The following is a 20,859-nucleotide window of genomic DNA, read 5'->3' on the forward strand; positions in this document are numbered from 1 at the left end:
ATTCGGTGGCGTGCATTTTACAGGTGCAAACCGCACTCGGTTTTTGCTTTGCCTTGCCAGCGCCCGCTACGTTCGTCGCCCTTTACGGTGCAATGCAGGCAGCCGATGGAGCCGTAGCCTTGGGATACGAGCGGGTGGAAGGGTAGTTGGTGCTCGCGGATATACGCATCGCGTTCTTCTTGCGTGACGTCGATCATCGGGTTGAACTTGATGATGCCTCGCCGTTCTTCGAAGATCTCCAGCCCCGCCCGGTGTTCGGTTTGCCAGCGCATCAGGCTTGAAACCCACACGTGATAATTGTCCTTGACCTCTTCGAGCGGTTGGACTTTATTGACCGAGCAGCACAGATCCGGGTCTTTTTTGTACAGGCGCTCTTCCTGGCTATAGCGAAGATGGTGCGGGTCGGGGTTAATGTCTTCGACTTTGAGGCCGTATAGCTCGGTGAGGTAGTCCCGATACTCCAGCGTTTCCTTAAAGTGAAAGCCGGTATTGATGAAAAAGACCGTCTGTTGCGGACGAATCCGGGAAATAATGTGGAGAAAGTATGCCGAGGTGGCGGCGAAAGAGGAGGTTACCATGACTTTATCAGGCGCGAAGTCTTCGTACAGCCGGCGAATGCGCGCCTCGAAGTCCAGCGGCGCATACGCGGCATTCAGCTCGGCAATGGCCTCCGAGGATAAGCCTGCGTTGTTGCCGGTCGTTTGAGTTAGCGTCTGGGCTTCGGTCATGGTTACCTGCATCTTCAATCAATGATGTACCCTGATGATACCGTGTGTGTTGAGGTATAAAAGGAATACCTGCTTTTATGGTTATGCCTGATCGGCATAAGGGAGCGCTTGTGCCCGCCGAGCAAGCGCTTTGAACGACACTGTTGCTGAACCTGTATTTGTTTGCCGACCCTGCTCGTGGATGGAAAGGGCCGTCAACACACTTAATTAACAAGGAGCTAGTTGTGGCTTTACGTAAGTTTGTCTTGTTGGCGTTGCTCACGCCGCTAGTGGCTGGTGCCGATCAGGTGAATGTCGTTCCTGGTCAATGGGAATTCGAAAACACGACCCGTATACAAGGCGACGAAACCTTCCCCGACCAGGTTTTTACCGATAGCGTGTGCGTTACGGAGGAAGATCTGCAAGGGGAGCGGATCTTCATGACCGATGTGGAAGGTTGCCAAGTCGGCGATCTGGCGGTGAGTCGCGACCGGATGGACGGCTTTATGGTCTGCAGCGAGGCCGGTGTCGATGTTCACATGAGCGTGGCGATGCGTTTCCACGGCGAGACAATGGAAGGCACCATCGAATCGGAAATGGACACCCCCATCGGGCCGATGCAGATGTCGACCGCGCTAGTCGGACAGCGTGTGGGTGCTTGTCCATAAGCAGTCCATGCGCTAGCGGATGGTGGGCCGCATACCGTGCCCGGTAATGATCGCCCCCTTTAGAACGGGGGCCAGCCTTAGTAACGTCGTGGCGCGCGGGTTGCACTGGTGGCGTTGCGGAAGAAACCGTTGAGGTTTGTCGCTAACGGTTTGGCGCTAGCCTGTCGGCAAAGAGGCGAGCGTAAAGCGCTCGCGGAGCGCTTGGGCGGTAGCTCAAGGCGGCCTTCGACCCCGCGCAGCAGGCGGTCGAGTCGCATACCATGCTTGCGTGCGACGGCTGCCATAGCGACGTTGCAGGGCTCCGTAGTAATGCCGATACGATTAACCCCTAGCGCTTCCAGATAGCAAATCATCCGCCCGAAGAGTTCGCTACCCAAGCCTTGGCGTTGGAACGCATGCTCGACGCTCAGTGCCAGCTCTGCGCTGAGCGGGGGGCGTTGCTATCGAGGCAACACTCGGCGACAGCGCGCAGTTCGCCATCGATGAATGCACCTATGGTGTGATAACAGGCCGGCTTCCATTGAATCCGGTCAACGTATCTGTCGATAAACGCATCGCCCGCGGTAGCGCTGAAGCGCCCGCGTCGGTCATCGGCCGATAAGCGCTTAAGGTGTCGGCGTAAGGTTTCTCGCTCCCTGGGTTCCAGTTGCCTAATCAATACGCGGTACGCGTTGTCGTTCAAAAGATCCATGGCAAAACCTCATAGTCCGCTGTACTCAATTGCAATGTTGCGTTGCAAAAAGAATGCCAGCAGGTGAGCCGCCGGCGACGCGCTTATCGGTTGTAGATGATTGTTAGATCAATGGTTTAGCGTTCTTCCGTGAACCTTGAGAGGAGTGCTCGAAGGTGCTTGTGTCGCTAGATGAAGGCTGCCCTGTCGGGCATTGGCGCGGTCTGTCGTTGTCTCGCCACAGACGGGTAGTCCCGTAATACAACGACTTATCATCTTCTATTCGGTGCTCGTCGCTACTTTGCGACAAACCAATAACGCTTGTACCCGTCGCCGTGCACCCGAAATACAGAAGTATGCAGGCGCGGTGCGACGAGGAGGGCCGTATGAGCCTTGAAGTATTCGAACAGATCGAGTCGGAAGTTCGCGGCTATGTACGCAACTTTCCGGTTGTTTTCGATCGGGCGGAAGGTGTTTACCTGTATGCGGTGGACGAGACGCCTTACCTGGATTTTTTCTCCGGTGCCAGTGTGCTGAATTACGGCCACAACCATCCGGAGTTGCGGCAGCCGTTGCTGGATTACATAGCCGCCGGGCGCATCACCCATAGCCTCGATATGGCTTCGCGGGCGAAGGAGATGTTTTTGCGTGAGTTCAAAGCGCGCATTCTCGAGCCGCGCGGGTTGCCTCATAAGGTTCAATTTCCGGGGCCGACGGGTACCAACAGCGTAGAGGCGGCCTTAAAGTTGGCACGTAAGGTCAAAGGGCGAGAGAAGATCATGTCCTTTACCAATGCGTTCCATGGGATGACGTTGGGCTCGCTATCGGTGACTGGGAATGCCTTCAAGCGTAGCGGTGCGGGGTTGCCGCTAACCCACAGCGATTCGATGCCGTTTTGTCATTACTTCGGCGACGATTTCGACACGATCGAATACATCGACCGCTTGTTGGCGGATCAAGGGTCCGGAGTGGACTTGCCGGCCGCCGCAATTGTCGAGACCGTGCAGGCCGAAGGCGGGATTAATGTGGCGGATTTCGATTGGTTGCGTCGGTTGGAGGCCTTATGCCGGCAACACGACATGCTGCTTATTCTCGACGACATTCAAATGGGCTGCGGTCGTACGGGCAAATTCTTTAGCTTCGAAGATGCGGGGATTAACCCCGACATCATCTGCTTGTCGAAATCGATCAGCGGCTACGGCCTTCCGCTTGCGTTAACGCTTGTGAAGCCGGAGTACGATATCTGGGAGCCCGGCGAACATAATGGGACGTTTCGGGGGCACAACCTCGCCTTTGTAACGGCCACCAAGGCATTGCAGCTTTTCTGGTGCGACGACCAATTAAGCCAGGAGGTTGACCGCAAAGGGCGTCTTATTAACGATCATTTACAGGGGTTAGCGCGACGGTATCCCGAGCTGAAAGCGGATGTTCGCGGCCGTGGGATGATGCAAGGCATCGCGTTTGCTAACGCCGATATGGCCGGCACCGTATCGAAGCGGGCTTTTCAACATCAATTGATTGTCGAAACGTCGGGCCCCGAAGGCGAGGTTTTAAAGCTCATGCCGCCGCTCACCATCGACGAGGCGGATCTTAGCAAAGGTTTGGCGATTGTCGATCAGGCGCTAGCGGAAGCTGTCGCCGTGCACGGCGGCGACAGCATGCCGGTGAGAGCCATTTTCGATTGATTGCGACGCGTCCTGCCAAAACGCAGGTCTTACACTTTATGTAAGAGGCCGGTGTTCAGCGTACCTGTAACGGTGCTTTCTCTTGAGTCGCCGCGCCGGTTTCGTCTTCCCATGCTAGGGTCAGGGTTCCCGCTTCCTCGGGACGCACATGGAAGCGCAAATAGGGGTTGGCGGAAATCGAGGTGTTAAAGCGCGCTTCCAGTACGGTGCGGTCGTCTAACGTTGCGGTGAAGCGATTTATTAGCCGGCGGGGAATGATTTCGCCGTCGGCGCCCTCGCGTAAGCCGGTTTCCATCGGATGGTTGATCATGGTGAGTACTTCGCCGATTTCGCCCCGCGCGAGCTCGTTGGGTACGCGGTAGCGGGCGTTCATGATGTTGTCGGCATCGTAAGTGTCCGCACGCGTTAAACAGCCGTTTACGGTAACACGTGCCTCGCGGCTGCTGACGAGATACTCGCCGCTGTTCGTGCGGGCGACGGCGATGACTTCTTGAGTTTCGTTGAGTCGGATTCGCGTCGCGATCCGAGCCAGCCCCGTATGCGGGGTGAGCCGGAAGCTGGCGATTTCGGGGTTCGGGTTGCGGGTGGCGAATAGATGAATTTCTTCGATGTAGTCGTCATCCCGCATCCGGCTGTCAGCCGTGACTGTCAGCGGGACGGAGCTCCCGTCCTCGGAAACTAGGGGAATATCCAACCCGATCCCGTTGGTGCGCGGCGTCGCGCCGTCGAGTAAGGCTTTTACCGGCTCAAAGCGTTCCCACACAGGGGCGGCGTATGCTGTCGCCGAGCCAAGCAGTGTAAGCGCGGCGGCTATACTTAGGCCGGCAACTGTCCGCCTCAGGAAGCGAGTTACAATGGTTGTCGTCATACCTATCAAACCGTCGATAACCGTAGTGGGCCGCGTACGCCAAGCCAGGCGCCGACTAATATGCCCGCGACAGCAATAAAGGAGCCGAGCGCTAGGGTGGACAGCCCCGTTAAGCCTTGGCCGATCGAGCAGCCTAGCGCTGCGGCGCCACCTACGCCCATGAACAGGCCTCCGATAATATATCGCACCATTCGTTGCGGAGTAGGGAAGCCTTGCAGTTGGGCGCTGCCCGTCAATAACGCGGTCGCAAGCGATCCAGCTACTATACCAGCCACCACCGTTACGCCGAAACTTAAAGCCGTGCCTGTCGAGAGCATGACATATTGAATACTGTTACTGGCCGGGGCGATAAAGGTTAACGAGGCGAGGCTTACCGGGTCGAAGTCGTCGGCGCCGAGATAACCGGTGGCAAACCACCCGGCCGGGACCAGAAGTCCGATGGTAAAACCACCCAGGATATGCCGGGGTGAACGTCGAAACAGCGGATCGGCAAGAGCAAACAATAATAGCGGAACGGCAACCGCAGCAACGGCTAGCGTAAGTGCGAGCGTAGGGCTCACCCCCCAATGACTAAGTACGCCGCTAAGGCTTGCGTCCGCGAAAGGAAGCGCTAAGGTCGTTGCTTCGGTGATCGACAGGCGTAGCGGCGCCAGCAAGCCGGTGAGCGTCATTTGGCCGGCAATACCGAGCATCAGCAGCACGACTAAGGAGCGCAGATTGCCGCTGCCGAGCAAAACTAAGGCCCTGGCGCCACAGCCATTGGCCAGCATCATTCCGTAGCCGAATAGTAAACCGCCGCCTAGGTAAGCCAGCCAAGGCAGGCCAGGCTGAATATAGAGCGAGCGGTTGAGGTTGAAGTAGCCGTATGCGGCTAAAATTTGGGAGCCGATGAGAGCGATGGCGCAGGCTAGCGCAAAGGCACGCAACATACGACCGTCGCGCTCCTGCGCATAGCGTCGTATGCCGCTGGTTAAGCAAAAGCCGGTGCGCTGTCCGACCGCGCCAAAGATCAGGCCGATAACCAGCCCGGACCAGGCGACCAGAACGGTGTTACTCATGATCCTACCTTGTATTAGGAAACGTCGAACGAAGCTTTGGCTGTTTTGGCCAAACGATGCGGCCGGGCCAAGGTTCGCCCGGCCGCATCGTTTGCCTATTGTTTAGCCTAGGGCCAAGGGAAGGTCGGATGTGCCCCAGGTGTCCTGACAAATGGCGTTGTACCAATTGACGGCGTAGCGCGCTTCACGTTGCCGGAAGTCCGCCGGCGCGCCAAGCGGGCTTAGACCGCCTGCCGTCTCCACGATATGTCCATCTTCTACACCGTAAACACCGGCAACGGAAATTCCGTAGTCGGGGCTGATTAAGCTGTAGCAGGTGTTGGTCCAGCGCGCTTCCAGCGGCTCCCGCCCATCCAGGTCGGCGACGATGGCGGCAGCTACCACTTTGGCTTGATTATTGGCGCAGAAGCCGGACTTCGGCATAGGGGCAGCGACACTGGCATCGCCGACGACATAGATGTCCGACACCATTTTCGACTCGAAAGTCTGCGGTTTGACCGGTGCCCATCCCGTCGTATCGATAACCCCGGCGCGGACGGCGATAAAGCCGGCCTTCTGCGGGGGAACGATATTCATCGCGTCAGCTTTGTGAAGCGTACCGAACTCGGTTTCGACTTCCCCCGCTTGGGCATCCACGCGCACCACACGGCCGTCGTCGGACAGTCCGACCCATTCGATCATGTCGCCGTAGACCGCCTTCCAACCTTCCATAAAAAGGCCTTGTTTGGAAAAGGCATCTTTGGCGTCAAGCAGAAGGATCTTCGATTTCGGTTTGTGTTGCTTGAAATAATGAGCGATCAAGCTCACGCGCTCATAGGGCCCTGGCGGGCAGCGGAAGGGGTTGGCGGGAGCGGATAGGATGAACGTCCCGCCGTCTTCCATAGCCTCTAGCCGGTCGCGAAGCAATTTCGTCTGCGGTCCGGCTTTCCAGGCGTGAGGCGCTATTTCGGCAGCTGCTTGGTCGTAACCTTCCAGTGCATCCCAGCGAATATCAATGCCCGGGGACAAAACCAGTTTGTCGTAGCCAAGTACCCGCCCATCGGCTAGTCGAACCGTTTTCGCGCTACCGTCCACGTCTTCCGCCAGGGTGTGAATAACTTCCACCTGATAGCGCTGTTTCAGTTCTTCGTAACCGTGACCGATGAGCTGCATATCGCGCAGCCCGCCTAGGTACAGGTTGCTGAAAGGGCAGGTATAGAAGCGCTCTGCCGGCTCGATCAGGGCTACCTGGATGTCCGGGTTGAAAAGTTTAATGTATTTAGCCGCGGTGGCACCGCCGAAACCGCCGCCGATAACGATGACCCGACCTGCCGGCGCGCCGTTGCGCGAACAGCCGGCTATACCGAGGCTGCCGGCGGCCGAAACGGCACCGGCCGCGCCCAAGAACTTTAACAGCTCACGCCGCGTTATGTTGCCTTGTTTCATGAGTCTCCCCTCTTATTCGATAGCGGCAAAGTAGCGGGCGATGGCTTCAAGCTCGGCTTCGCTGTAGTTAGCCACCACGCGATCCATCACGGTTGCATGGGAGGCTTCGCCGCTTTGAAATGCCAGCAGTTGTTGCCGCAACACATCGTAAGAGCGACCGGCTAGCGGCGGCACTGCGCCCGACATTCTTCCTTGCGTTCCATGGCAGGTAGCGCAGGAGGCCGCTAACAGGGAGGTTTGTCGTGTCGAGATTTCATCGGTGTCCGCAGTGGCGACCGTTCCCCATAGCAATAGGCCGCCGAGCGTCAGAGCGAGTGATAGATGTCGATCCATAGCGCGAGTCTCGTTGTTCTTTTGCAATTTGGAGGGGTGTGTTCTCAATAAAAAATTAGTAGGCCGTAAGACTACGACTACTTGGGCGATTACGCAAAGAACCTGTACGCGGATTACGTCAATCCATGCTTGTGTTGGCTGCCTGCGGCTTGAGACTCATGGCTTGAAGCAACGCGCAAACGGCCCGATAGCCAAAGGTAAGTAACGATCGAAGCGGAGCGGACGATGGGGAGCCTGGTATGGTTTGACCGTATCGTATTGATACTGGGGCTATGGTTAGTGCTGGCGGCGTTTATTCTGCCGATGCCTGACGGTGTGACGGGCGCACCGGGTCTTAATTCGCTGCTGACGGGTTTGCTGTTGGTGTTGTTTTCGGGGGCCGCTATCGTACTTGGCGGCCGTTGGCAGGATTGGCTCAATCTTCTGCTCGGAATCTGGCTAATACTTGCGCCTTGGGTCTTAGGGTACCTGGAGGTGCCTGTCGCCGCCTGGGTGCACACGATTCTCGGTCTGATCGTCGCGGCTATTTCCTTGTTCGCGATCGTGCAAAAGGCACGGATGGGTAAGGTGTTCGAGCGCTAAGTCGGCACTAAAACGTTTTATTCGTCCCTTCCACGGCCACAGCGCAAGATCAGCCTCGGCCCATCATTTCGCCGAATGTCGCGGCGCGGGCTCCCGCAGGGGCGGGGGTTACGGCGAAGGAAAGGCCTTCGGCGCTAAGATAAACAAGATCTCCTGGGCAAATGTCGCCGCGCAGTGTTTTAGCCGGCACGTCAACCGGCCGGTTGTCGGCTGTGAGTAAGCGGATTGTTGCGCCCCGAATCGATTCTACGCGCAATACATGCTTACGTTCCCCCATGTGTGCAGTGCTCCGGCGCTGAAATTCCATAGCAGGCGGTATTTAATCACATAAGACCGCAAAAGACCTCAGTGTATCGTATGGTAATAGCTGTCTCACATGCGCGGAGAAGGCTTCGAGTGTTGAGGCACGATACAAACCTACTCGAGCCCTGCCAAAACTCTAAACATAATGAGCGAGAAACTATTCAATAGGGCATGTGCGATGATAACTGGCCACAAACTTCCCCAGCGTAGCACTAGCCGCGCGAACACCACACCGATGACTGCCGTTTGAATCACCCCCACAGTCCCTGGTACATATGGCCCAGCCCAAACAGAATCGATGAAATAATCACCGGGCCCCAGACTCCGCCGAGCAATATTTCGCAGCGTCGGAGGAGAAAACCTCGCGCAAGCACCTCTTCGTAGAAGCCGATAAACAACATCACCAGCAGGATGCCGGCCAGGGGTAGGCCGTCGCCGAGGATATCGGCGACGCCGGTGAGACGTTCCTGGTGTCCCTCTATCAACGAGGGCGCTAGGATGTGGGCGAGTAGGTTAAGCACAAAGTTAACCGCGAAAGCAATCGCCAGCGCCTGTAGGCCTTCCAGCAAGTGTTGCGACGACGGTGTGCGCAGCCGAAGGTCGGCCCACCCTTCGCCGCGCAAGCGCAACAAAATGTCGATTCCTACTAAAATGATGACGCCTTGTAGGGCGAGAATCAGCATGAACGGGATACTGCCCATGGTCGCTTGTGCGACAATGCCTGCAACAACCCCAGCTAATATGGTTAAAGCTAAAGCCAGTAAAATATCGATGAACGCCTGCGCTCGGTTCATGAAGACTGTTCCTGTTCAGCGTTTTCTGAGCCAGCTATGATGGGCCGCGCCCGCTGGGCGAACTAAGGTTAGTGAATAAAGGTGCCTTAATGAGCGCTCTCAATTGGAAATTACCGCCGCCCTATATCTTACCGGTTACGGTGACCGAGGCGGATATCGACGAATTCGGCCACACTAATAATGTGGTGTACCTCGGCTGGTTGGAACAAGTTGCCTGGGGGCACTCGAAGGACTTGGGATTATCCATTGCCGAATATCGCGAGCTTGGATTCGGATTGGTAGCGCGTAAGCATGAGCTGGAGTATCTGTTGCCGACGTTTGCCGGCGACGAACTTTTGGTCGGAACCTGGATCAGCGGCAACGATGGCCGGTTATCGGTTTTCCGCGATTATCAAATTATTCGGCCTCGCGATGGTAAAACGGTTCTTACCGGATCGACTCATTGGGTGTGTGTCGATATGGAAAGCGGGCGTGCTCGACGTCTACCGCAGGTGTTCGTCGACGCTTATCGGCCGGAATCGGCCCCAGTTTAGTCTGTCCTTCCATTCTGCGAACTGGCTGTCAGTTTGACATGGCTTTCGTGTATTAAGTTACTCTTGTAGTTAAAGTAATTTCCTTATCCGTGAGGGCGCCTTCGAAGGTGCAGTAGCGGTAGGCTGTACGATGTCTTTTGGCACGAGCGGTTCGTAGAGGGCTCTTTGCTCATACCCAAAAGAATAATTAATTTAAGGAGAGTCGAGGATGTTCGACAGAGTGATGCGTGGAAGCCGGGACGGTGGTTTGGCTACGGAGAAGGACGACGAGCCGATGGTTGCGCCAACACCGGTGCAGTCTGCTCCGCAAAGTAGCGCCCGTGTCAGGGATGCGGCGGTTATCGGTCCGTCCATCCAGATTAATGGCGACTTGCGTGGCGAAGAGGATCTCGTCATCCAGGGGCAGGTGCACGGTACGATTCACCTGGCCGAAAACAGCCTGACGGTTGGTAGCGAAGGTAAAGTTTTTGCCGATGCTTATGCGCATACGATCATTGTAGAAGGTAAGGTCGAGGGCGATCTCTACGGAGCGGAGCGCGTTGCGATCAAGCGTAGCGGCGATGTTCGCGGCAACATTTTCTCCCCGCGGGTTAGCTTAGAGGACGGCGGTCGCTTTAAAGGCATGATTGAAATGGACGAGCAGGAGGTTCGTAAAGCGTTCGGATTGCCCGCGAGCTCTGCCGCCGCCGGTGCGCCCCCTGTCAAACGCCCGGAAGTTGCGGACAAAGCTCCGCAAAAGCCTGAAGAAAAGGCCAAAACCGATGTTGCCGCGGCAAAATGACGGTGCTCGATTCGGCCACGGGCTCTCTAGCCCTGGCCGCTAGGCGCTGTTAAAGCTATGCAAGCGACGACAGAAAAGTCAGACAGTCAGGGGTTAGCGGGGCAGTTCCGAGCGCCGCTATTCGGTGAATTGGCTGCCAGAATGGGGTGCGATCAGCGGCGGGTGTTTCTCGAGCTGGGATCGGCGACGGCGGGGACGCTGGCTTATTTGCGCGGGTTTCGTTGTTGCTTAGCCGTTGCGGATGCCGCTGAAGAACTTCTGCGCCTTGGGAGCGAAGGTCCGGAGGTGCTTACAGCACAACGACTCAAAGCCTTGCTGCCTGATGGTTTAGACGAGCCGGTCGATGCGGTATTTTGCTGGGATTTGCTGAATTACCTCAGTCAGCCGGCGCTTGCGGCCTTAGGTCGTCTATTTAGCGAAATTGTACGTCCCGACGGGTTGGTTCACGCCTTAGTTCAAACTCGAGACAATACGATTCCCGACCGTCCTGGGCGTTATGCGGCTATGGGGGCGGAAACGCTGTTTGGAGAAGCGGGGGAAAGCGCAGCTACGCGCGCGGCACCTCGATATACGCCGTGGGATCTGGAAAAGTACTGCGGTAATTTGGTTGTCGACCGTTCGGTGATGCTTCGCAATGGCATGCAGGAGTACTTACTGAGGGTGACTCCGGATGCTGCCGGGCCGCGGGAGATTCCTGCTTTGTACCGTTCGGGGGGTGAGTTTTGGGGTTGTCGTTATCGGATAGCCCTGCTCGCCATAAAGCAACAAACAAAAAAGCCCCGCTAGAAGCGGGGCTTTTTATCACCGAGCTCAGTAGTCGTTAGGCCGGAACGGCCTCGTCGGCTTTCTCGGCTTCCGCGACGAACTCCGGAATCTGGTCGAAGTTCATGTAACGGTAGATCTCTTCGCCGTTGTCGTTAACAACGTTAACGATTTCCATGTATTCCTCAACCGTCGGCAGTTTGCCAAGAAGGGCGGCAGCCGCGGCCAGCTCGGCGGAGCCGAGGTAGACGTTGGTCTCTAAGCCCAAACGGTTGGGGAAGTTACGGGTGGAGGTGGAAATCGCAGTGGCACCGCGACGCATCTGCGCTTGGTTGCCCATGCATAGCGAGCAGCCCGGCGATTCCATGCGCGCGCCGGTGCGGCCGAGAATGCCGTAGTAGCCTTCTTCGGTGAGAATCTTCTGATCCATCTTGGTCGGCGGGGCGATCCACAGACGAGTCGGAATATCGCTCTTGCCGTCAAGAACCTTACCGGCGGCACGGAAGTGGCCGATGTTGGTCATGCAGCTGCCGATGAAGACTTCGTCGATCTTCTCGCCGGCGACGTCGGACAGTGTCTTGACGTCGTCCGGGTCGTTCGGGCAAGCAACCAGTGGCTCTTTGATGTCGGCTAAGTCGATTTCGATCACCGTGTGGTAGTCGGCATCGGCGTCCGGCTTGAGTAGCTGCGGGTTGGCGATCCACTCTTCCATCGCTTCAATACGGCGCCGCAGCGTACGAGCATCCTGATAGCCGTTGGCGATCATCCACTTCATCAGCGTGATGTTCGAGCGCATGTACTCGATGATCGGCTCTTCGTTCAGGTGCACGGTGCAGCCGGCCGCGGAACGCTCGGCGGAGGCGTCGGAAAGCTCGAAGGCTTGCTCCACTTTGAGGTCCGGCAGGCCTTCGATTTCGAGAATGCGGCCGGAGAAGACGTTCTTCTTGCCTTTCTTCTCAACCGTCAGCAGACCTTGCTGGATCGCGTAGTAAGGAATAGCGTTGACCAGGTCGCGCAGGGTGACGCCCGGTTGCATCTCGCCTTTGAAGCGTACCAGCACCGACTCTGGCATATCCAACGGCATAACGCCGGTGGCGGCAGCGAAGGCGACCAGACCGGAACCGGCCGGGAAGGAAATACCCAGCGGGAAGCGGGTGTGCGAGTCGCCGCCGGTACCGACGGTGTCGGGCAGCAGCAGGCGGTTTAACCAGGAGTGAATCACGCCGTCGCCCGGGCGCAGGGAAACGCCGCCACGGGTGGAGATGAAGCTCGGCAGCTCACGGTGCGTTTTGACGTCGACCGGCTTCGGATAGGCCGAGGTGTGGCAGAATGACTGCATGACCAAGTCGGCGGTGAAGCCGAGGCAGGCTAAGTCTTTCAGCTCGTCCCGAGTCATTGGGCCGGTGGTGTCTTGCGAGCCGACGGTGGTCATCTTCGGTTCGCAGTAGGTGCCCGGGCGGATGCCCTGGCCTTCCGGTAAGCCGCAGGCGCGGCCGACCATCTTCTGCGCCAGGGTGAAACCTTTGCCGGAATCTTCCGGGTTCTTCGGTAGGCGGAAGATATCGGTGGCGGGTAGCCCCAGTGCTTCGCGGGCCTTGGTGGTTAGACCGCGGCCGATGATCAGCGGAATACGGCCGCCAGCACGCACTTCATCCAGAATTACGTCGGACTTGAGCTCGAATTCGGCGATCTGCTCGCCGTTCTTCAGCACCTTACCTTCGTACGGGCGTAGCTCGATGACGTCGCCGGTCTCCATTTCGGAGACGTCGACTTCGATCGGCAACGCGCCGGAGTCTTCCATGGTGTTGTAGAAAATCGGCGCAATCTTGCCGCCCAGGCAGATGCCGGCGGTGCGCTTGTTGGGGACGAACGGGATGTCGTCGCCGGTCCACCACAGCACGGAGTTGGTGGCGGATTTACGACTGGAGCCGGTGCCGACCACGTCGCCGACATAGGCGACCGGGTGGCCCTTCTCTTTCAACTTTTGGATCAGTCCGATAGGGCCGCGTACGCCCGCTTCTTCCGGTTCGATGCCCGGACGCGGGTTTTTCAGCATGGCCAATGCATGCAGCGGAATGTCCGGACGCGACCAGGCATCCGGCGCGGGGGACAGATCGTCGGTGTTGGTTTCGCCGCTAACCTTGAAGACGGTCGCGGTGATCGACTCAGGGACTGCCGGACGCGAGGTGAACCATTCGGCGTCGGCCCAGGATTGGAGAACGGCTTTCGCGTTGGCGTTGCCTTTATCGGCCAGTTCTTTGACGTCGTGGAAGTAATCGAACACCAGCAAGGTCTTTTTCAGACCTTCGGCGGCAATCTCGCCGACTTCGGCGTCGTCGAGTAACTGGATCATCGGCTCGATGTTGAAACCGCCCAGCATGGTGCCAAGCAGGCGGGTGGCCTCGGCGCGGGAAATCAGCGGGCTGGTTTCGTTGCCTTTGGCTAACGAGGCGAGATAGGCGGCCTTCACCTTGGCGGCGTCGTCGACGCCGCCGGAACACGGTAACTGATCAGGTCGACCAGAAACGCCTCTTCGCCTTTCGGCGGGTTTTGCAGCAGTTCGACCAGTTCGGCGGTCTGCTCGGCGGAAAGCGGCAGCGGCGGAATGCCGAGAGCTTCGCGCTCGGCGACGTGGGCACGATAGGCTTCAAGCACAGCGGTGTCCTTCCTGGCAGTGTTATTCAGGGAAAGAGAATCCGCGCCACGAGCGCCCGAAAACTTCGCGAGGAAGGCAAGTTTTTGATGTGTCCAACGCAAGCGACGGTTGTCACGGGCACCGCGGCATCCGGTCTCACGGCGCGCGTATGATACCTTGAGACGGCTTTCACGTGAAGATCTGGTAGTGCGAAGTGTCGTTAGTTTGGCAAAAACGACAACTGGTGAGCCTGAAAGTAGTCTCTCTATAAAGCGATGGTGGGCGCGGCAGACTTGCCGCACCCACCATCGCGTGGCGCGTTAACGACGCCAGCGGCGGACGACGACGCTGCCGGCCGAATAGCCGGCTCCAAACGAGCAGATAACGCCGACGTCGCCGGCCGCTAGATCCTCGTGATGTTGGTGAAAGGCGATAATGGAACCGGCCGAGCTGGTGTTGGCGTAACGATCGAGGATGGTCGGCGCTTCGTCGTCGGACGGCGCGTGGCCGAGTACCCGCTTCGCGATCAACTGGTTCATGTTGATATTTGCCTGATGTAGCCACAAGCGACGAATATCGTCGGCCCCCAGGCCAAGGTCGGCCAGATGAGACAAAATCAGCTCGTTGACGATCGGTACCACTTCCTTGAATACCTTCCGCCCTTGCTGACGGAACAGGGTTTCCTTCTGTGGGCGCGGGGGCTCCTCGGCGCGATTAAGGAAGCCGAAGTCATTGCGGATGTTGTTGGAAAACTGCGTTTTCAACCGCGTACCGAGGATTTCGTAAGCGCTATCGGTGCTAAGCGTATCTTCCTGTTCGACGACCATGGCCGTACAGGCATCGCCGAAAATGAAGTGGCTGTCGCGGTCGCAAAAGTTTAGGTGGCCTGAACAAATCTCCGGGCTAATGACCAAGACGGCACGAGCATTGCCTCGGCTGATCGTATCCGCGGCGACTTGTAAACCAAAGGTGGCCGAAGAACAGGCGACGTTCATATCGAAGGCAAAGCCGTCGATGCCCAGCGCTTGCTGCACTTCTACCGCAACGGCCGGGTAGCCGCGTTGCAGGTTAGAACAGGCAACGACGACGGCGTCGATATCGGCTGCTTGTTTGCCCGCCCGCTCAAGGGCTTCGCGAGCGGCAAGGACGGACATTTCGCACTGAATCGACGCTTCGTTTTCGGACCGGCGGGGCAGGCGCGGTCGCATCCGTTCTGGGTCGAGCACGCCGTCTTTATTGAGCACGTACCGACTTTTAATGCCGGATGCTTTGACGATAAAGGCTTCCGACGAAGCGGGGACTTCCGCAACCTGGCCTGCTTCGATGTCGGCGGCATGCGCGGCGTTGAACTTAGCTGCATACTCATTAAACGATGCAACCAATTCCTCGTTGGATATCGCATCCGATGGGGTGAAAAGGCCGCTTCCGCTAATATAAATCCTGCCCACGTTCGCTCCTGAGACTGAAATGTTTAACTGACATGATAGTCATGTTCATCGGCACAGCGTAGCCTAAGCTTAGGAATGACTGTCAATACGCCCCATAGGCGTATGCCGCAGGGCTGTAAGCGGCAAAAGGCCCAGGAGGGTTTTGCCTGCATTCCGTCAACGGCCCGCCGCACTTCGATTTGCCAGTTCAAAACCTTATTTTCTGCAAACGCTTGTGTGCATAGCTGCGTGCCAAGCCGGTTAGCTGTGAACGCGCAATTTACGAACCGGCAAATCGAAGTGTGGCGAGATGCTAATGTCGCATTCTAAGCGAAAGGAAGGGGAGGAAACACTGATACTTTTCTCGGTCCTGCGCTTTGTCTTAAGGTTTCTTGGGTGGTTAAAGATAAAGGGGCGTCAAGCGCCCCTTTATCGGTGTGAGCGAGGCTTGTTAGGCCTCGGCAGTCTCTTCTTTTGGATCGCTTAGTTGCTGACTGAGGAAGGAAAGCCCCGTGTACCACCAAGCCGTGCTTTCGCCGATCATCTCCTCGGCTACCGATAACGGCGTTGGGCCTTCGAGTTCCATGTGACCTTCCACTTCCGGCCCTGCGATGAGGCGCATCCCGTTGCGGCGAGCCAACGCATGCATCGCTTTGTTGTGCGATTCCGTCATGATGCTGATCTTGTTCAAGCCGCGATTGCGGGCCATGGCAACCATGCGTCGGAATAGCTCGCTGCCGATGCCTTGCCGCTGGTAGGCGCTTTCTACACTAAAGGCAAGTTCTGCATCCCAGCGCCAGTCGTTCCGAGAAATGCGACACTCGGCGACACCCCGCAGTTCGCCGTCGACAAAAGCGCCGATTGCGCGGTAAGTGCTGAGTGTCCACTCAAGGTTGTCGATATATCGGTTAATGAAAGCGTCGTTCGCCGCCCAGGCGAACCGCCCCCGCCGTTCTTCCGGACCCAAGCGCAACAGATGGGCCCGGAGCGCTTCTTTTTCGGGCCAGTATAGCTGGCGCAGAATAGGCGACATATTGTTGCTCATATAGATACTCCTTGTTGCGAGTACTGCTCGCGTGAGTTTCTCCAGAGCGTCACTTTATCTTGCGCTTTTTCGAGTCTGTTCGCCTGATTCGCCTGGCGGCGAGCCGGCGCGAACGCTATGGAGGGCTCGTTAGCGTCTAATATGCCACGGCTTATGCTGCAATGCAATATAAGCGGCCGCTATTTGCTGTCCCTTTGTGAGCTGTGCCCTGAAGATTCGCTAACAGTTTGAAGGGTAAGGACGTTGAGCGTGTGTGCGGCGGTTTGCGATCAGCAAAAAAAAAAGCGGCAATCTTGGCGATTGCCGCTAAAAGCATACGAATATGCTAGGAGGAGAGTGTTTAGTTTACTATTCTCATGACGCGCCGCAACATCGAAATTCTATGCCATGGATTAAGAAAATCTAATGCTGTGTGCAGCGTTGTCGTTCGGTGTAGCGGTAGCCTGCTGTGTCAGTAGCTGTAGAATCGCTTATCGGAGATACTAGTTGTATAGATTTACCGGTGGCCGGTCGTTCGCAGCTGTGTTGGGCGGCAACTCGAAGCCGACTGCCCGGGGCAGGCCTGAAAATGACGATTAATCCATTCCAACGCTTTACCAATCGGCGGCGGCGTCGAGGTTTAAGAGCGTCATTTGGTCGAAGGCACCTCAGCTCCATGTTCAATAGGATTATCTGTCAGAGGATGTCGACGTGATTCGGAAAACTAAAGCTTCTTATGCCGCTTCTAAGTTGAGTTCTCAACCCGATGCGGGCCGGCCTGATGGTGGCGGTTTGCGATGGGGGGCTTTGGTGGCGTTGCTCGCAGCGATGGCGATTCCGGTGACGGCGGAGGCTAGCCAATTCGGGGTCCGCGTTGGTGCGAGTATGGGTAACGGCGTCAGTTATAACAGCCAGGAGGTTTATTGGCGGACAGGGCTGCCTTGGGGAGTGGGGCAGCCGCAGAGCTGGCATGTACGTAGCGCTCTTGAGTTGAATGCCGGTCGTTTAGCGACTTCGGACGATAGTCTGACTACGGCGGGGGCGGGGCTGCATCTGCGCTTACAAAACCCGGAAGTGCCGGTTGCGGTGTCGGGTGGTATCGGTCCGACCTACTTGTCGGAAAGCCAGCTGGCGGACAGGGATTTTGGCGGGCATTGGCAGTTTACTTCCCATATTGGGGCATTCGCGAGCTTGGGGCCTGGCATCGGCGTTGGTTATAGAATCCAGCACACCAGTAACGGCGGGCTTTATTCGGACAACGACGGTTATACCGTGCAGGCGGTAGAGTTGCGTTTATCTTTCTAGTCTGACGGGGACGCTCGGAATTCAAGCGCACGCTCCGAAAGCCGTTAACTTAGGCTACCCCGTGGATTCAGGCAGCTGCTCGGCATGGGGGCTGAACGCTGCGTGACAACAAGCATCTACTAATAACTTATCGTGTTGCCGTTCGATGGCATAGGGGGGGACTTGTTCAAAGGGCCGTTAAAGCGCGTCGCCAGCGGCGACGGGCTTATCGTTTTAGGGACACTTATCGGGTTGTTGTTCGCAGGGCTTGTGCCGGGGGTGCGGGCGCTCGACGCGCATTTGTACCGCTTTGCGGAAACACTGTTTGAGCCGGCTTCTGTGTCCGCCCCGGTGGTGGTGGCGCATACCGGTCGATCCGGCGAAAGCTCGTGGGAGGAGCGGCTTACCCATGTGGCTGCTTGGTTGGATCGTGCTCGGAGTGCGACTCAATCGGCTGCGGCCGTTGCATGGGTGCTCGATGAACACACCCGCAACGCCTTGATATGGTCGCCGGAAGGTCAGGCCTTACGGCAGCGCTTAGACGATGCCGGCGTGCTGCTCGGGGTTCCGGCGGAGGATTTCGCAGGTCTTGCGATCGCCTCATGGCCTGCCAAAGCCGCTCGTAATGTGGAGCCTGGCGAGGGGCAAACTCCGCTGGCGAAGGCTTCGATTCTTAACCCTGTGTACCGTGAAGCGCGCTTGATCGATAGCGAAATCACGCGCTTTGAGGCGTTGCCGGTGTTGGAGGCGCAGGCGTTGGCGGTAACGCGCCCTTTGCTCTGGCATGTTAACGAGCGCATCGTCCCGGATCTGGCGCTGCAAGTGTACGCGCGTACCGGCGGTCATATCGAATTTGCCGAAGGCGGCTTGCGTGCCGGCGGCGTATTTATTCCTACAGACCGCTTCGGGCGGATATACCCCCGTTATTCTACCGCTGTGGAGCGGTTTCCGTCCGTTCGCGAGGTCGATATCCGCGATTTGGGGAGTCGCCAGGGCGGGCCCTCGCTATCGGGCCAAATTATTATCCTCGGCGCGGCTGACGATCCGATTGTGCGTGACTTGGCGGCCTCGGTTGTGAGCTTATACGCGCCAGCCTTAACGTATACGCCAGGCTGGGCGGTGACGGCCGAAAAGGCATTGTTGTTGCTATTTGCGCTGTATCTGTTGTTTGTTCTGCCGTTTCTGCGCGCGCCGGTGGCAGCCTTATTGACCCTGATCCTGGTGCTCGTGAGCTTGGGTGGGATGATGGGCGTGTATGCCAGTCACGGGCAATGGGTGAGCCTGGCTGCGCCCCTACTGCTGTTGACTGGCGGTTATGCGATTGCGCAGATCACTAACACGCTACGGCGTCACCGTCGGCATTTAACGCGGGAGGCGGATGCGGCACGGGTGGCGTTAGCGCGGCGTCAGTTGGAGGATGCCGATCTGGAGGCCGCGTTGGCTCGCATCGAGAGCTGCGAAACCTCCGATGCGGTGCTGGACGTGCTGTACGATATCGGGATTGGCTACGAGCGACGGCGGCACTATGAACAGGCAGCGAAGGTTTTTCAGACGATTCTGCGTCGTCGACGCAAGTATCGAGATACCTCGGCGCGTATCGCCAAGCTGAGTCAGTTGCATGCCACGAGCGCTTGGCAGCCTGGTCAAACCTACGGTGCAGCTTCGATGCTAATTCCCGAAGAGGGGCTGGCAAGACCGGTACTCGGGCGTTACGAGTTGGAGCGGGAGTTAGGCCGTGGCTCGATGGGCGTTGTTTACCTTGGCGTCGACCCCAAAATCGGGCGGCCGGTTGCGGTGAAGACGCTGGATTTGACCAGTTTGGATGAAGATCCCGACGAGTTCCGCGCGCGTTTTTCCGGGAAGCAGAAGCGGCCGGGCGACTCAGTCACCCCAATATTGTGACGATTTACGATGTTGGGGAAGAAAAGGACGTCGCTTTTATAGCCATGGATTATATGCGAGGCCAGCCGTTACGTGCATATACCGAAGCGGATACGTTATTGCCGGCGGTGGAGGTTTGCACGTTGCTCGCCCAGGTGGCGGAGGCGCTGGATTATGCCCATCGCCAGGGTGTTATCCATCGGGATATCAAACCGCATAATCTCATGTACGATGAGCAGGACGGCCGGGTAAAAGTAACCGACTTCGGCGTGGCGCGCCTGGCCGATACGACTCGAACGCGCACGGGTGCTATTCTGGGTAGTCCTTCTTATATGTCTCCCGAGCAGATTGCCGGTGAACCGGTGGACGGGCGCGCTGACGTCTTTAGCCTCGGGGTTAGCGCTTTTCAGCTGCTTACTGCGGAGTTACCGTTTCAGGGGGACACGCTGGCAGCGTTGGCTTATCAGATCAGCAAGCAAAAGCCCAAGGCGCTCCATGAATTGCGACCGGATTTACCGACAGTGGTGAGCCGAGTCATTGGTAAAGCGTTGCAGAAGAACCCGGATCGCCGCTATCAGAGAGGAGCGGAGTTTGCCGAGACGTTACGGAAACTCTCGACGAGGCTTGCTAAGGAGTTGAGCTGATATGCCTCGATTTGAGGTCTACGGGGAAACCGATGTCGGTTGCGTCAAACGGCGTAACGAAGACGCTTTGGATTATGTGCTAAGGCCGGATCGCGAGGCATTGCTCGCCGTTGTGGCCGACGGTGTCGGCGGCCTTCCGGGTGGCGATGTGGCAAGCGAGGTGGCGGTAAGGGCTGTGATCGAGCATGGCCGGGAGGCATTGCTCGAGCTGGAATCGGCGCCGGACGAGGAGGCGCTGCGATCCATGTTGCTGACAGCCGTTAAAGTGGCTAACAGCGCGGTGCAAAAATGCCAGTTGCAGTCTCCCGAGTTGAAATCGATGGCGACGACCATCGTGGTTGCGTTAGCGGTCGGTGAGCGTGTGATGGTCGCTCATGTCGGCGACTCCCGCTGCTACCGTCAGCGTGCAGGGCAATTGCTGTGTTTGACGGAAGATCATACCGTGGCCCAGCAAATGCTCAAAGATGGCGTTTTGAGTCGATCGCGTATAGCCGAATCCCCTTATAATCAAGTATTAAGCCAGGCGCTTGGGGTGGCCGACCGGATCGATGTTACGGTTTCTCAAGACTCATTGCAGGCAGGCGACGTTTGGCTGCTGTGTAGCGATGGACTTAATAAAGCGCTGTCCGATGAGTTGATCGTCGATGAGCTGAACGCTGCTGCCGGTTTGGTCGATGCGTCAAGAACCCTGATTCGGGCTGCCAACGCTAAGGGCGGCGAAGACAATATCACGGTCTTGCTGTTTGCGCCGGCGATTCAATGAAGAGGGCCGGCGGTGCCGGCCCTCTTTGGTTT

Annotated in this window: 21 protein-coding genes and 1 pseudogene; 10 read left to right on the forward strand and 12 right to left on the reverse strand. The window is 57.5% G+C overall.

Going from position 1 to position 20,859, the window contains the following annotated elements; translation table 11 throughout:
- Positions 1-17: 17 nt before the first annotated feature.
- Positions 18-728 carry a phosphoadenylyl-sulfate reductase gene (locus CAI21_RS10385; RefSeq protein ID WP_116302220.1) on the reverse strand — a complete coding sequence of 237 codons (711 nt, stop codon included), beginning with the start codon at positions 726-728 and terminating at the stop codon, positions 18-20.
- Positions 729-952: 224 nt separating this feature from the next.
- On the opposite strand from CAI21_RS10385, the gene CAI21_RS10390 reads away from it, so the two are divergent.
- Positions 953-1,375, forward strand: a complete 423-nt coding sequence (locus CAI21_RS10390; RefSeq protein WP_181919370.1) for a DUF3617 domain-containing protein — start codon at positions 953-955, stop codon at positions 1,373-1,375.
- 77 nt (positions 1,376-1,452) lie between these two features.
- Here CAI21_RS10390 and CAI21_RS10395 read toward each other — a convergent pair whose 3' ends face one another.
- Both CAI21_RS10395 and CAI21_RS10400 read right to left on the reverse strand, forming a co-directional pair.
- Positions 1,453-1,752 (reverse strand): GNAT family N-acetyltransferase, encoded by a 300-nt coding sequence (locus CAI21_RS10395; RefSeq protein ID WP_258868082.1) that lies wholly within the window; start codon positions 1,750-1,752, stop codon positions 1,453-1,455.
- A gap of 29 nt (positions 1,753-1,781) precedes the next feature.
- The gene (locus tag CAI21_RS10400) at positions 1,782-2,066 is read right to left on the reverse strand and encodes a hypothetical protein (protein WP_116302223.1); all 285 of its coding nucleotides are present in this window, start codon (positions 2,064-2,066) and stop codon (positions 1,782-1,784) included.
- A gap of 365 nt (positions 2,067-2,431) precedes the next feature.
- Here CAI21_RS10400 and ectB point away from each other — a divergent pair, with 365 nt between their 5' ends.
- Positions 2,432-3,730: a diaminobutyrate--2-oxoglutarate transaminase gene (gene ectB, locus CAI21_RS10405; RefSeq protein ID WP_116302224.1), complete on the forward strand. Its 1,299-nt coding sequence runs from the start codon at positions 2,432-2,434 to the stop codon at positions 3,728-3,730.
- A gap of 55 nt (positions 3,731-3,785) precedes the next feature.
- Here ectB and soxZ read toward each other — a convergent pair whose 3' ends face one another.
- The 4 genes from soxZ to CAI21_RS22885 form a co-directional block, all read right to left on the reverse strand.
- Complete coding sequence (gene soxZ / locus CAI21_RS10410) at positions 3,786-4,598, reverse strand: thiosulfate oxidation carrier complex protein SoxZ (RefSeq protein ID WP_116302225.1); 813 nt, start codon at positions 4,596-4,598, stop codon at positions 3,786-3,788.
- Positions 4,599-4,603: 5 nt separating this feature from the next.
- Positions 4,604-5,656 (reverse strand): YeeE/YedE family protein, encoded by a 1,053-nt coding sequence (locus CAI21_RS10415; RefSeq protein ID WP_116302226.1) that lies wholly within the window; start codon positions 5,654-5,656, stop codon positions 4,604-4,606.
- Positions 5,657-5,758: 102 nt separating this feature from the next.
- Entirely contained in the window at positions 5,759-7,081 is a 1,323-nt protein-coding gene (locus tag CAI21_RS10420; RefSeq protein WP_116302227.1) for an NAD(P)/FAD-dependent oxidoreductase, read from the reverse strand.
- Between the two features lie 12 nt (positions 7,082-7,093).
- On the reverse strand, positions 7,094-7,414 hold the full coding sequence (locus CAI21_RS22885; protein WP_147305090.1) for a c-type cytochrome: 321 nt from the start codon (positions 7,412-7,414) through the stop codon (positions 7,094-7,096).
- A gap of 225 nt (positions 7,415-7,639) precedes the next feature.
- Here CAI21_RS22885 and CAI21_RS10425 point away from each other — a divergent pair, with 225 nt between their 5' ends.
- On the forward strand, positions 7,640-7,996 hold the full coding sequence (locus tag CAI21_RS10425) for an SPW repeat protein (protein ID WP_116302228.1): 357 nt from the start codon (positions 7,640-7,642) through the stop codon (positions 7,994-7,996).
- A 417-nt stretch (positions 7,997-8,413) separates the two neighbouring features.
- Here CAI21_RS10425 and CAI21_RS25955 read toward each other — a convergent pair whose 3' ends face one another.
- Together CAI21_RS25955 and CAI21_RS10440 are read right to left on the reverse strand one after the other, a co-directional pair.
- The gene (locus CAI21_RS25955) at positions 8,414-8,560 is read right to left on the reverse strand and encodes a CPBP family glutamic-type intramembrane protease (protein ID WP_404840870.1); all 147 of its coding nucleotides are present in this window, start codon (positions 8,558-8,560) and stop codon (positions 8,414-8,416) included.
- Complete coding sequence (locus CAI21_RS10440) at positions 8,551-9,093, reverse strand: CPBP family intramembrane glutamic endopeptidase (RefSeq protein ID WP_116302231.1); 543 nt, start codon at positions 9,091-9,093, stop codon at positions 8,551-8,553. The genes CAI21_RS25955 and CAI21_RS10440 overlap by 10 nt, the downstream gene beginning before the upstream one ends.
- An 89-nt stretch (positions 9,094-9,182) precedes the next feature.
- On the opposite strand from CAI21_RS10440, the gene CAI21_RS10445 reads away from it, so the two are divergent.
- From CAI21_RS10445 to CAI21_RS10455, 3 genes are all read left to right on the forward strand, one after another.
- Positions 9,183-9,626: an acyl-CoA thioesterase gene (locus tag CAI21_RS10445; protein WP_116302232.1), complete on the forward strand. Its 444-nt coding sequence runs from the start codon at positions 9,183-9,185 to the stop codon at positions 9,624-9,626.
- 208 nt (positions 9,627-9,834) lie between these two features.
- A complete protein-coding gene (locus tag CAI21_RS10450; protein WP_116302233.1) occupies positions 9,835-10,407 on the forward strand; it encodes a bactofilin family protein in 573 nt (190 codons plus the stop codon).
- A 57-nt stretch (positions 10,408-10,464) separates the two neighbouring features.
- Entirely contained in the window at positions 10,465-11,193 is a 729-nt protein-coding gene (locus CAI21_RS10455; protein WP_147305091.1) for a class I SAM-dependent methyltransferase, read from the forward strand.
- A 34-nt stretch (positions 11,194-11,227) separates the two neighbouring features.
- On the opposite strand, the pseudogene acnB reads toward CAI21_RS10455, so the two are convergent.
- From acnB to CAI21_RS10470, 3 genes and pseudogenes are all read right to left on the reverse strand, one after another.
- Positions 11,228-13,824: pseudogene (gene acnB / locus CAI21_RS10460) on the reverse strand (bifunctional aconitate hydratase 2/2-methylisocitrate dehydratase).
- Between the two features lie 300 nt (positions 13,825-14,124).
- Positions 14,125-15,252 (reverse strand): beta-ketoacyl-ACP synthase III, encoded by a 1,128-nt coding sequence (locus CAI21_RS10465; protein ID WP_116302235.1) that lies wholly within the window; start codon positions 15,250-15,252, stop codon positions 14,125-14,127.
- Positions 15,253-15,682: 430 nt separating this feature from the next.
- A complete protein-coding gene (locus CAI21_RS10470; RefSeq protein WP_116302236.1) occupies positions 15,683-16,276 on the reverse strand; it encodes a GNAT family N-acetyltransferase in 594 nt (197 codons plus the stop codon).
- Positions 16,277-16,966: 690 nt separating this feature from the next.
- Between CAI21_RS10470 and CAI21_RS10475 the strand changes: the two genes are divergently transcribed.
- From CAI21_RS10475 to CAI21_RS10490, 4 genes are all read left to right on the forward strand, one after another.
- Positions 16,967-17,560, forward strand: coding sequence for an acyloxyacyl hydrolase (locus CAI21_RS10475; RefSeq protein ID WP_116302237.1), 594 nt, complete (start codon positions 16,967-16,969; stop codon positions 17,558-17,560).
- A gap of 162 nt (positions 17,561-17,722) precedes the next feature.
- Entirely contained in the window at positions 17,723-19,441 is a 1,719-nt protein-coding gene (locus tag CAI21_RS10480) for a protein kinase family protein (RefSeq protein ID WP_116302238.1), read from the forward strand.
- Positions 19,438-20,064, forward strand: a complete 627-nt coding sequence (locus CAI21_RS10485) for a serine/threonine-protein kinase (protein ID WP_116302239.1) — start codon at positions 19,438-19,440, stop codon at positions 20,062-20,064. Before CAI21_RS10480 ends, CAI21_RS10485 begins: the two co-directional genes overlap by 4 nt.
- A 1-nt stretch (position 20,065) precedes the next feature.
- On the forward strand, positions 20,066-20,827 hold the full coding sequence (locus CAI21_RS10490) for a PP2C family protein-serine/threonine phosphatase (protein ID WP_116302240.1): 762 nt from the start codon (positions 20,066-20,068) through the stop codon (positions 20,825-20,827).
- Positions 20,828-20,859 lie beyond the last annotated feature (32 nt).

This window comes from Alkalilimnicola ehrlichii (genome assembly GCF_003399765.1).
In the GTDB taxonomy this organism is placed as follows: Bacteria; Pseudomonadota; Gammaproteobacteria; order Nitrococcales; family AK92; genus AK92.